Source organism: Stenotrophomonas sp. X, from assembly GCF_055721025.1.
In genome coordinates this window covers 4,282,492-4,294,509 of sequence record NZ_CM146756.1, presented here as the reverse complement: position 1 = coordinate 4,294,509, position 12,018 = coordinate 4,282,492, and the positions used below count along the sequence as shown (strand labels likewise).

Genomic DNA, 12,018 nt, shown 5'->3' with positions numbered 1-12,018 from the left:
CAGCAATAATCGTCCGGTGGCCGGGGCATGGACGCGACAAGGCGCCCAAACACAGGCCGGAAAGGGGGGAAATGGATGGCTCAGACTACCACCGAGCGCCCGCCTTCGGAATGCTTGTCCCCTACTTATTCACAAAAACATCCACAGCTATTGCACAGCCCGGTGAATTCGCGTAGTCCCCAGGGGTTGACGTGAGGGGGGAGACCTCTCTAGAATTTCCGGTTCTTTCCGTCCCATTCATACGAGAGGCCCCCAATGGCCACGAAGCGCACCTACCAGCCCAGCAACCTCAAGCGTAAGCGCGACCACGGCTTCCGTGCCCGTATGAAGACCGCTGACGGCCGCAAGATCCTGTCGCGTCGCCGCGCCAAGGGCCGCAAAGTCCTGAGCGCCTGATTGCCATGCCGCACCCTGCGGCAGACGCAATCCCTTCGACAGTGAATACTGCAGACCCGCGCAAGCGATTCCCTCGCTCTGCGCGGGTTCGCACGCGTGCCGAATACTCAACGGTCTTCAACGGCGCCCGCCGTGTGTCCGATCCGCTGATGACCCTGCACTGGCTGCCGGCTGACCGGCCGGCCAGGCTGGGTCTGGCGGTTTCCCGCAAGGTCGATCCGAACGCCGTTGGGCGTAACCGGATCAAGCGCGTCCTGCGCGACATCCTGCGTCAGACACGTACCGATATCCAGCCAGGCGACTTCGTCGTCGTGGCCCGTAGTGCTGCGCGTTCCGCCAGCAACGACGAGATCCGCCAGGCCTTCCTGCGCCTGCTGCGTCGCCTGCGTGCATTGCCCGCGCCGGGCGTGGACGGCACAATGCCGCCGCCTGATGGCATCGCAACTCCTTCTTTGACCGAGCCGGCATCGCGTCCCGGCCCCGCCGAGCCTGTCCGCTGATGAACCAGACCCGCGTATTCCTCATTTTTGCCTGGCTGATGGTGGCCGTGCTGCTGTGGATGGAGTGGAGCCGTGAAAAGGCTGCTCCGACCCCGGCACCGACGACCACGTCCGCCCCGGCTGCCGCACAGAGTGTTCCGGGCGCTGCCTCGGGCAGCATTCCCAGTGCACAGGTCCCGGGCGCCCCGGGCCAGGCCGCTGTGCAGGCGCAGGCCAGTGCCACCCCGGCCAGCCAGCGCGTGACCGTCACCACCGACGTGCTGCGCCTGGTGCTTGATGGTGGCCGCGTGCTCGACGCCGAGCTGCTGCAGTTCCCGCAGACCAAGGACGAAGGCAGCCCGCCGGTTCGCCTGCTGACCGAAGACCCCGCGCATCCGTACAGCGCGATCAGTGGCTGGGCCAGCGAAGACAAGAACACCCCGGTTCCCGGCGCCGACGGCTTCAAGCTGGTCGGTGACACCAAGGACTTCGTGCTGGCCAAGGGCCAGAACGAGCTGCAGATCCCGTTCGTGTGGACCGCCGACAACGGCGTGACCATCAAGCGCACCCTGACCGTCTCGCGCAACGAGTATGCCGTGCGCTTCAAGGACGAAGTCAGCAATACCGGCGCCGCGCCGTGGAACGGCTACGTCTACCGCACCCTGGACCGCACCCCGACCATCCTGTCGCGGAGCATGACCAACCCGGACTCCTTCAGCTTCAACGGTGCCACCTGGTACGACAACGACAAGAAGTACCAGCGTCGTGCGTTCAAGGACTACCTGGAAGACGGCACGCTCAACCAGAACATCACCGGCGGCTGGCTGGCGATGCTGCAGCACCACTTCTTCACCGCCTGGATCCCGCAGAAGGACCAGACCGCACACTACGTGCTGTCGCAGGTGGCCGGTCGTGACCTGATCGAAGCGCGTGGCCCGGCCTTCACCGTGGCGCCGGGCCAGTCCACCAGCACCGAAGCCCGCCTGTGGGTCGGCCCGAAGCTGGTCAACCTGATTGCCAAGGAAGACGTGCCGGGCCTGGACCGCGTGGTCGACTACAGCCGCTTCTCGATGATGGCGGTGATCGGCCAGGGCCTGTTCTGGGTGCTGAACCAGGTGCACAAGCTGGTCGGCAACTGGGGCTGGGCGATCGTCGGCCTGGTGGTGCTGCTGAAGCTGGTGCTGTACCCGCTGTCGGCGACCCAGTACAAGAGCGGTGCCAAGATGCGTCGCTTCCAGCCGCGCATCGCGCAGCTGAAGGAACGCTATGGCGATGACCGCCAGAAGTTCCAGACCGCGATGATGGAGCTGTACAAGAAGGAAAAGATCAATCCGATGGGCGGCTGCCTGCCGATCCTCATCCAGATGCCGATCTTCTTCGCCCTGTACTGGGTGCTGGTGGAATCGGTCGAACTGCGCCAGGCGCCCTGGTTCGGCTGGATCCAGGACCTCACTGCACGCGACCCGTACTTCATCCTGCCGGTGATCAACGTGGCGGTGATGTGGTTCACCCAGAAGCTGACCCCGGCACCGGGCATGGACCCGATGCAGCAGAAGATGATGCAGTTCATGCCGCTTGTGTTCGGCGTCATGATGGCCTTCATGCCGTCCGGCCTGGTCCTGTACTGGGTGGTCAACGGCGGCCTGGGCCTGCTGCAGCAGTGGTGGATGACCAAGCGCCATGGCGGCGAGCCGGTCCCGGCCACCACCGCGCCGGCCCCGGTCAAAAAGAAGTAATCCGACCGGCAGGTCACCTGCTTGGTAGAGTCGACTGTTAGTCGACTGCTGCTGGCCTGACCGACCAGCAAAAGCCCGCCGCAAGGCGGGCTTTTCGCATGCGGCGTTAGAATCGCCTGCACACCGTTCCTCCCATCTTCGAGTCCGCCATGCGTGCGTCGTCGTTCCGCCTGTTCCTGCCCTCGCTGCTGTTGACCCTGGCCGTAGCGGGCTGTGGCGACAAGGACGCGAAGGTGCCGGCGAGCACGGTCACCCAGCCCAGCGCGCAGGCCGCCGCCGCTGCCGATCCGGCCGCCGCGCCGTTGCTGGCCGCGCTGCAGAAGCAACTCGATGGCTACCGCCGGATCATCGTGCTGCTGGCCGACGAGGAGCAGCAGTCGACCGCCGACCGCGGCACCTCCACGCGTGTGGGCCAGCAGCTGTTCCACGATGGCCTGGAACAGCGCACGACCATCGCCGCGCAGTTCGACACCCTGCTGCGCGATTCCAGCCCGCAGCGCTTTGCCACCCTCGGCACGGTGCTGGACTACATCGAGTCTGCGCCGGAACTGTTCGACGCCGATCGCCTGGCCTTCCGTGAAGTGCTGCGTGACCTGCATGAGCGGGTCGGCACCGATTCCTCGCTGCCGGCGGTGAAGCTGCACCAGCGCATCGGTGAGGATCTCGAAGCGCTCGATGAGATCGAGCGCAACTACAACCAGGAACTGACCCGCATCTTCAGCCGCTTCGAGCGCACCCGCGCCATCGAACTGAAGCGCGAGAAGTGGGACGACTACATCGCCCACCTGCACAAGGACTACAGCCGTGAAGCGATCCTGCGCGACTACGGGGTGATCGAGCCGTATCCGATGTCGATGAAGGACAGCGACCGTGAGATCTTCGGCCGCGACCTGCCGGCCAAGACGGTGGTGCTGACCTTCGACGATGGCCCGCACAAGGCCTACACCGATGAAGTGGTGGCCATCCTCAAGCGCTACGACGTGCCGGGCGTGTTCTTCGAGGTGGGCCGCAACCTGGGCAAGGTCGAGGCCGATGGCAAGGTCAGCCTCGGCCCGATGGCGAAGATCAGCCGCAACCTGATGGAAGAAGGCTATGCGGTCGGCAACCACAGCCTGACCCACGCCCAGCTGTCGCGCACCACCGGCGACGCCCTGCGCCAGCAGGTGCTGGACACCGACACGCTGCTGAAGGATGTCGACAGCAAGCGCGCGCCGCTGTTCCGCTTCCCGTATGGTGCGCGCAATGCCGAAGGCCTGCAGCTGCTCAACGAGGCCGGGCTGAAGTCGATCATGTGGAACATCGACTCGATGGACTGGGCCGACCCGGTGCCAGAGTCGATCGTGCAGCGCGTGCTGGACCAGGTGAACAAGGAACAGCGCGGCATCATCCTGTTCCACGATATCCACGATCGTGCAGTGAAGGCACTGCCGCAGATCCTCGACCGGCTGATCGCCGATGGCTACCAGTTCGCCGGCTGGAACGGCCGCGACTTCACTGTCGCCCGTGCGCGCAAGGGCGATACCGGTGCCGCGACCGTCACCACCGGCTACGAGAAGTCGTGGGCGATCGTGGTCGGCATCGACAACTACGCCAAATGGCCGAAGCTGGAATACGCCAGCCATGATGCGCAGGCGGTGGCCGATACCCTGACCGGGCAGTTCGGCTTCCCGTCCTCGCAGGTGATCGTGCTGAAGAACGAGCAGGCCACGCGCAACAACATCCTGGCCGCGTTCCACGACCGCCTGGCCGATGACCGCACCGGGAAGAACGACCGCGTGTTCGTATTCTTCGCTGGCCACGGCGCGACCCGCCAGCTCGCCTCCGGGCGCGATCTCGGCTACATCATCCCGGTCGATTCGGATCCGAAGGAATTCGCCACCGACGCGATTGCGATGACCGACATCCAGAACATCGCCGAAAGCATGCAGGCCAAGCATGTGATGTTCGTGATGGATGCCTGCTACAGCGGCCTGGGCCTGACCCGTGGCGGCCCGTCGTCGTCGTCGTTCCTGCGCGAGAACGCGCGTCGCAGCGCCCGGCAGATGCTGACCGCAGGTGGGGCCGACCAGCAGGTGGCCGATGCCGGCCCGAATGGCCACTCGGTATTCACCTGGGTGCTGCTGCAGGCGCTGGCTGGCAAGGGCGATCTCAACGGCGATGGCCTGATCACCGGTACCGAGCTGGCCGCCTACGTGGCGCCGGCCGTCTCAGCCGTTTCGCACCAGATCCCGGCCTTCGGCAGCCTGCCGGGGTCGCAGGGCGGCGAGTTCGTGTTCCAGGTGCCCGACAGCCAGGAATTCCTCAACGCCGATACGCGCCAGCTGACTGCCGATGCGATCGCGCTGAACAACAAGGTGGATGCCGCCAGCGAGGCCAAGGGTGCCCAGGCACCGGTGACCGTGGCTGACCTGCAGGGCGGCAAGGCCAAGCTGGTGGTGCCCACCGCCGGTCCGGCTTCAGACCGCCAGCGCGCACAGCAGGCCAATGACCGCGGCCTGCAGTTGTATCGCGAGAAACAGTACGACGAGGCGGCTGCGCAGTTCACCGAGGCACTGAAGCTGCGCCCGGACTTCGCCCAGGCCGCCAACAACCTCGGCTTCGTCTACTACCGTCAGCAGCGCTACGCCGAAGCCGCACGCTGGCTGGAGAACACGCTGAAGATCGATCCGTCGCGTGCGGTGGCCTATCTCAACCTGGGCGATGCCTACTTCAACGCCGGCGACAAGGCCAAGGCGAAGCAGGCCTACACGACCTACCTGGCGCTGCAGCCGCAGGGCAGTGGTGCCGCGCAGGCACGCACGCAGCTGGAGAAGCTCTGAACCATGAACGACGCGATCCGCACCGACACCATCGTGGCCATCGCCAGCGCTCCGGGCGCCGGCGGTGTCGGCCTGCTGCGCCTGTCCGGTCCGCGCGCTGCAGCGATTGCCAATGCGCTGGGCGCACCTGCATTGCGTCCGCGCCACGCGCACTACGCGCGCCTGCGTGATGCTGACGGCGACGTCATCGACGATGGCATCGTGCTGTGGTTCCCGGCACCGAACAGCTTCACCGGCGAAGAGGTGGTGGAACTGCAGGGCCACGGCAGTCCGGTCCTGCTGCAGCAACTGGTCGCGCGCTGCATCGCGCTCGGTGCGCGCCAGGCGCGGCCGGGCGAGTTCAGCGAACGTGCGTTCCTCAACGGCAAGCTCGACCTGGCCCAGGCCGAAGCCATCGCCGACCTGATCGCGGCCGGCGACAATCGCGCCGCGCGCGCCGCGCGACGTTCGCTGGATGGTGTGTTCTCGCGGCGCATCGACGCCGTGGTCGAGCAACTGGTGCTGCTGCGCATCCACGTGGAAGCGGCCATCGACTTCGCCGACGAACCGCTGGATACCCTTGGTGGCGAGCAGGTGCGGCGTGGGCTGGAACAGGCGCGCAGTGATCTGGACCTGCTGCGCCGCGACGCCGAACGCGGCCGTCGCCTGCGCGACGGCCTGCATGCGGTGCTGATCGGTCCGCCGAACGCGGGCAAGAGTTCATTGCTGAACGCGCTGGCCGGCAGCGAGCGCGCCATCGTCACCGACATCGCCGGCACCACCCGCGACACGTTGCGCGAGACCATCCGCCTGGATGGCCTGGAGCTGACCCTGGTCGACACCGCCGGCCTGCGCGACGGCGGCGACGCCATCGAACGCGAAGGCATGCGCCGCGCCCACGTGGAAATCGAGCGCACCGACCTGGCGCTGATCGTGCTGGATGCGCGCGATCCGGCGGCCGGGCAGGCGGCGCTGGGTGATGCCGTGGCAGCGGTGCCGCACAAGGTCTATATCCACAACAAGTCGGACCTGCTGGCGGCGCTGCCGACGCTGGATGATCCGGGCCGCGTCTTCGTTTCGGCTGCGACCGGCGCCGGGCTCGAAAATCTGCACGCGCGTTTGCGCTCGATTGCTTCGGCCGGGGCAGGGGAGCAGGTGGACGGTGAGTTCTCCGCCCGCACCCGCCATGTGCATGCGATCGAACGTGCGCAGGAACATGCGCAGCGTGCGGATGGCGAGCTGGCCCATGAGCACCTGGAACTGGCCGCCGAGGAATTGCGGCTGGCCCATGACGCACTGGGCGAGATCACCGGGCAGATGAGTGCCGATGATCTGCTGGGAAGGATCTTCTCCAGTTTCTGCATCGGCAAGTAACACGGGGTCACATCCCCGAAGACGCTCTGATCGTCTAGCTTACCCATGACTGGCGGCAATGGGTTTCAACCCTGTGCGCGACACCTCCTTGATATCATCTCGCCATGAACCCGATTACCGACAGTGACGTGCGATCAGCTCTGCTGGGCAAGGTCATTGCTGAGCATGTCGCAAATCCAAACACGCTTGTGGTGGAGGAAATGGGGCTTGCGCGCGGCGCCTGCCGTGTCGATGTATGTGTCATCAATGGCCACCTGCACGGCTACGAGATCAAGAGTGATGTCGACACGCTGCGGAGACTCCCGTTGCAGCAGCAGTTCTACTCCGATGTCCTCGACAAGGCGACGATCGTGGTGGGTCAGCGCCACCTGGACCATGCATTGGAGACGTTGCCTGCTTGGTGGGGGGTCAGGCTGGCATCACGTGGAGCGCGCAACGCAGTGAGGCTAGAACTAGTGCGGCCTGCAAAACTCAATCCATCAGTGAGCGCGACGGCCGTCGCAGCACTGCTCTGGCGCGATGAAATTTCTGCTCTGATCGGCAGGCGGACGCCGGAAAGATCAGCGCTGCGCGGCAACCGCGCCGCGCTATGTGAACGTCTGTCGGAGCTCTACAGTCTTGCGGAAATCCGTGCGCTGGTCAGGGAACAGTTGAAGCGCCGGTCAGACTGGCGAGGTCGCGAACAACCTTAGTCATATGGTGGTTGGTCGCCACCGTTGACCAGGTCGAGCTTCCCCCGGTACTGGTGACACTGTTTGCGCAGTCTTCGATGTACGCATCGCCCCAGCTGTAGCCGCGCCCCATGAAGACCACCGGCAGATCGGAGACCAGGTGCCTGCACAGATCACGGTACTGGTCCCGGCCATTGCGCTTGATCTGGGTACCCACAACAATCCGCCACTGATCATCGATCGTGTACTTGATCTTGGCGTTGGGGTCGAACAGGCGCGGATCCATCAGTTCCGTCTGCGGGGAAGCGCAGCCATAGTCACCAAACCACGGCATCCGTCCAGAATGCATGCCGGCTAGCCGCGTGTACGCGCGCCATTCCCGGCGATTCACATCGCCATGTGGGCGATAGCTCGAAGAGGGGCTCAGACTGGCAGGAAAACTGCCTCCTACGATGGTGATTGATCTCCAGTCGGCCAGATCCGGAACCGCCGCAATCCATGCCTGCCAAGTCGATGCCTGCAGCGTGGGTGAGTCGGCGACGTCGGCCGAGCTGTCGAGGATCAGATCCACCTGACCAGATACCACTCCTAACAGTCTCAGCAGCCCGGAGATCCGAGCAAGGCGTCCTCCTTCAAGATCATCCGGTACGAGCCGCAATCCGCAGCCACGATCATCGCGTGCGACAATGCGTGCCACCGCCTGTTGGTAGTCGACGTGCCGGTCAATGCCGGTAACGGGAATGGCCTCGCATCCCGCGGTGCGAATGAGGTCGAAGATCCGCTCCAGATGATGCTGGCCGTCCGCCATGGTGTCGTCCCCAGCAAGATAGGGCGAATCAAACAGGCAGCGGCGCGACTTCCAGTTACTGCTCAGACGTCTGCCCACATTCTTCAGGTGGTCATCGAGTGACTTGGCCGGCGCATCGTTCTCGAAGTCCCACTGCTCGATAGGGATCTCGAACAGAGGATAGATTCCATCCTTGATTCCTTCGTTGGTGCGACCCACCGCGAGATACTCACCCTGTCGCCATTTGAGGATCGGCATGTACATCGGTTGTTCCATGATCTGCCCCTGACAACCCGCTTTTGGTCATTCGAGGCTAGTCGCGGGCCTTACAGCGCTTCAATCAGAATTGTTTGAAGAGTGGCGGCGGTCAGATCGGAGCCCCTGCCGGCATCCGCTCCCCCCTTCCCCCACCTGTCACATTGCCGCCGCATACTGACGGCCATCACATACCGCTTGGGGAAGTCGCAGTGAAGTCGTGGGGTTGTGCGTTGCTGTTGTCGCTGGCCGTGGCACCATCGGTGGCCATGAGTGCTGAATCCTCCACCCCGGCCGCACCCAAGGTGTCGGTCTACGGCCACCGCGGGGCAAGCGCACTGCTGCCCGAGCACACCCTGGCGGCCTATGCGCAGGCGATCGCCGATGGCGCCGACTACATCGAACCGGACCTGGTGATGACCAGGGACGGGGTGATGGTGGCCCGCCACGAGAACGAGATCAGTGGCACCACCGACGTCGCCTCGCATCCGGAGTTCGCCAGCCGCCGCACGAGCAAGGTGATCGACGGTCAGAAGGTCGACGGCTGGTTCACCGAAGACTTCACCCTGGCCGAGCTGAAGACCCTGTACGCGCGTGAGCGCCTGCCGGAGCTGCGCAGTACTGCCTACGACGGCCAGTTCCGCATCGCCAGCCTGGACGAGATCCTGGCCTTCCTGGTGCAGCAGGCCGGGCGTGCCAACCGCGGCATCGGCCTGGTGCCGGAGATCAAGCACCCGACCTACTTCCAGTCCATCGGCCTGCCGATGGAGGACAAGTTGCTGGCTGCGCTGCGTGGCAACGCGTACACCAATGTCGGGCCGGTCACCATCCAGTCGTTCGAGACCGCCAACCTGCGCTACCTGCGCGGCAGGATCGGCCAGGGCAGCAACATCCGGCTGCTGCAGCTGCTGTGGAAGGGCGATACCCAGCCGGCCGACATCGTCAAGGCCGGCGGCGCGCTGACCTATGCGCAGATGATGACCCCGGCCGGCCTGAAGGACATTGCCGGCTACGCCGATGGTATCGGCCCCGAGCTGCGTTCGATCATTCCACTGGATGCCAAGGGGGCGCTGGGCACGCCGACCTCGCTGGTACGTGATGCGCACGCCGCTGGCCTGATGGTGATTCCGTACACCTTCCGCCCGGAAAACCACTTCCAGCCCAGCAACCTGCGCAAGGGTGCCGACAGCGCGCGCAATGCCGAGGGATCGATTGCCGAGATGCGGGCTTACCTGGCGACGGGCATCGATGCGTTCTTCACCGATGACCCGGCGCTCGGCCGGCAGGCGGTGGATGGGATGGGCGCGGCGGGGAACTGATTCTCCTGGTAGTGCCGGCCGCTGGCCGGCAACGCAAGGACTGCCAACGAAGGTTCATGAGATTGCCGGCCAGCGGCCGGCACTACCCTCACCTCAACCGCGCGGTTCGTCCGGGCGGCGGAACGGGATCACCACGTAGTCCTGGCCCTCGCGCGGCTGCCACAGTACCGGAACGCGCTGCGGTGACGGCGGCTCCAGTTCGTCGTCGGACAGCGGCTCCACCTCATCCTCTTCATCTTCCCAGCTGTAGCGCGGGCGCGGTGGCAGTGGGTCGGCGTTGCGGAACAGCAGCGCGGCGATGATGCCGGCGAAGGCGCCGCCCATGTGCGACTGCCAGGACACACCATCGGCGTGCGGCAGGATGGTCATCAGCATGCCGCCGTAGAACAGCATGCCGATCAGACCGGTGGCGATTGCCGCACGGTCGCGGCGCAGCAGGCCGAGGCTGGCCAGCAGGAACATCAGGCCGTGGGTCACGCCACTGGCGCCCAGGTGCACGCTGCCGGGATTGCCCAGCATCCACGCGCCGAGGCCCGAACCCAGCCACAGCAGGGGCAGCGCGCGTACGGTGGCCTTCGGATACACGCTGCCGGCGAGGGTGCCGAGGATCAGGATCGCGATGCTGTTGGCGGCGATGTGCTCGACCGAGGCATGCAGCATCGGGCCGCCGATCAGGCCGATCAGGCCCTTGGCTTCCAGCGGTGCGACCGCCCACGGTCGCCAGTCGAACGTGCCCTGCAGGGCGAACACGGCCACCAGCACCAGCACGGCGGCCAGGCTGACATTGAACGCCCGCAGGATGCGCGAGCGATCATTGCGGGGGGCCGGCACGTCGCCGGTGGGCAGGGGCGCGTTGTTGTCCATACCTCAGCAATGGCGGTGACTGGCGCGAAACCAAGGCCACCGTAACGGGAGAGTGGAGGCGGCCGGCGGGACAATCCCACCGGCCGCGCCGTTCAACGGGTCAGGCTCAGGCCTGGCCTTCGCCTTCCTTCGGCGGGTACTTCAGGCTCAGCACCACGGTGGCGGCGATGATCACCGCCACCACGCCCAGCGAGACCGGGGTCGGGATCTTGAACAGGTCGATGATCATCATCTTGATGCCGATGAAGCCCAACACCAGTGCCAGGCCGTACGGCAGCAGGTGGAAGCGGTCGGCCATGCCGGCCAGCAGGAAGAACATCGCGCGCAGGCCCAGCACCGCGAACACGTTGGAGGTGAGCACAATGAACGGGTCGGTGGTGATCGCGAAGATCGCCGGGATGCTGTCCACGGCGAAGATCACGTCGGTGACCGCAATCAGGATCAGCACCGCGAACAGCGGGGTGAACCAGCGCACGCCATCACGCTTCACGCTCAGCGCGTTGCCGGCGTAGTCCGGCAGCAGGCGCAGGTGCTTGCGCATCCAGCGCAGGGCCGGATTGGTCTCCAGGTCCGGCTCCTGGCCGGCGGCGAACCACATCTTCCAGCCGGTGAACAGCAGGAAGGCACCGAACACGTAAAGCAGCCAATGGAACTGGCTGATCAGCACGCTGCCGGCAAAGATCATGATCGTACGCAGTACGATCGCACCCAGGATGCCGATGATCAGCACCTTCTGGCGTTGCTCCTCCGGCACCGCGAAGTAGCTCATGATCATCAGGAAGACAAAGATGTTGTCGACCGCCAGCGCCTTCTCGACCAGGTAGCCGGTCAGGAACTCGAGGCCGACCTTGTTGGCCACGACCTGGCCGGCGGTCTCATTCAGGTAGTACCAGAGGCCGGCGTTGAACAGCAGGGCCAGCGCGACCCAGCCGATGGACCACCACAGGGCCTCCTTGAAGGTGACCTTGTGCGGTCCACCATGGCGCATCAACACGAGGTCGACCAGCAGGGCGATGACCACCACCGCTGCGAAGCCGCCCCACAACCACACGTTACCGATCGTCTGCATTGGGAATGTCCGTTGGAAAGATGAATGCCAGGCCGGACGGCGAGGATCTGCAACGGAGGATCGGGAGGGGATCCAGGGACAGAGCTTCGCCGGTACGGCGAAGGTCTCGCTCGCAGTTCCAGTCGGCTGGAACTGCCGTTGCACCGGAGCCTGCGGGCTCGAAATGACGGCGACAACGTCTGGGAGCTACTCCCCTTCTGGCGCCGATTCTGCGGCCTGGCCGGGCCGCCGTCAAATGCCCCTGCATTGGGGTCGAATCCCCAACGGGGC

General features: G+C 65.3%; 10 protein-coding genes. 7 read left to right on the top strand and 3 right to left on the bottom strand.

Annotated elements, in window-relative coordinates:
- Positions 1 to 255 precede the first annotated feature (255 nt).
- The 6 genes from rpmH (at position 256) to ACZ75I_RS19635 (ending at position 7,475) form a co-directional block, all read left to right on the top strand.
- On the top strand, positions 256 to 396 hold the full coding sequence (rpmH, locus tag ACZ75I_RS19660; protein WP_005411729.1) for a 50S ribosomal protein L34: 141 nt from the start codon (positions 256 to 258) through the stop codon (positions 394 to 396).
- A gap of 5 nt (positions 397 to 401) precedes the next feature.
- Positions 402 to 896, top strand: a complete 495-nt coding sequence (gene rnpA, locus ACZ75I_RS19655) for a ribonuclease P protein component (RefSeq protein ID WP_072168770.1) — start codon at positions 402 to 404, stop codon at positions 894 to 896.
- Positions 896 to 2,611: a membrane protein insertase YidC gene (gene yidC, locus ACZ75I_RS19650; protein WP_346476699.1), complete on the top strand. Its 1,716-nt coding sequence runs from the start codon at positions 896 to 898 to the stop codon at positions 2,609 to 2,611. Before rnpA ends, yidC begins: the two co-directional genes overlap by 1 nt.
- Before the next feature lie 149 nt (positions 2,612 to 2,760).
- Positions 2,761 to 5,430, top strand: coding sequence for a polysaccharide deacetylase family protein (locus ACZ75I_RS19645; protein WP_346476698.1), 2,670 nt, complete (start codon positions 2,761 to 2,763; stop codon positions 5,428 to 5,430).
- A gap of 3 nt (positions 5,431 to 5,433) precedes the next feature.
- A complete protein-coding gene (mnmE, locus tag ACZ75I_RS19640; protein WP_346476697.1) occupies positions 5,434 to 6,783 on the top strand; it encodes a tRNA uridine-5-carboxymethylaminomethyl(34) synthesis GTPase MnmE in 1,350 nt (449 codons plus the stop codon).
- 104 nt (positions 6,784 to 6,887) lie between these two features.
- Positions 6,888 to 7,475, top strand: coding sequence for a sce7726 family protein (locus tag ACZ75I_RS19635; RefSeq protein WP_323152920.1), 588 nt, complete (start codon positions 6,888 to 6,890; stop codon positions 7,473 to 7,475).
- Here the strand turns inward: ACZ75I_RS19635 and ACZ75I_RS19630 are convergent.
- Positions 7,423 to 8,505, bottom strand: coding sequence for a beta family protein (locus ACZ75I_RS19630; RefSeq protein ID WP_346476696.1), 1,083 nt, complete (start codon positions 8,503 to 8,505; stop codon positions 7,423 to 7,425). The two genes, ACZ75I_RS19635 and ACZ75I_RS19630, sit on opposite strands and share 53 nt — an antisense overlap.
- Positions 8,506 to 8,708: 203 nt before the next feature.
- Here ACZ75I_RS19630 and ACZ75I_RS19625 point away from each other — a divergent pair, with 203 nt between their 5' ends.
- Positions 8,709 to 9,815, top strand: a complete 1,107-nt coding sequence (locus ACZ75I_RS19625) for a glycerophosphodiester phosphodiesterase (RefSeq protein ID WP_061480428.1) — start codon at positions 8,709 to 8,711, stop codon at positions 9,813 to 9,815.
- A 93-nt stretch (positions 9,816 to 9,908) separates the two neighbouring features.
- Here the strand turns inward: ACZ75I_RS19625 and ACZ75I_RS19620 are convergent, their stop codons facing one another.
- Together ACZ75I_RS19620 and ACZ75I_RS19615 are read right to left on the bottom strand one after the other, a co-directional pair.
- Positions 9,909 to 10,679, bottom strand: coding sequence for a rhomboid family intramembrane serine protease (locus ACZ75I_RS19620; protein ID WP_180868642.1), 771 nt, complete (start codon positions 10,677 to 10,679; stop codon positions 9,909 to 9,911).
- Between the two features lie 106 nt (positions 10,680 to 10,785).
- The gene (locus ACZ75I_RS19615; protein ID WP_010487446.1) at positions 10,786 to 11,748 is read right to left on the bottom strand and encodes a TerC family protein; all 963 of its coding nucleotides are present in this window, start codon (positions 11,746 to 11,748) and stop codon (positions 10,786 to 10,788) included.
- Between the last annotated feature and the right edge of the window lie 270 nt (positions 11,749 to 12,018).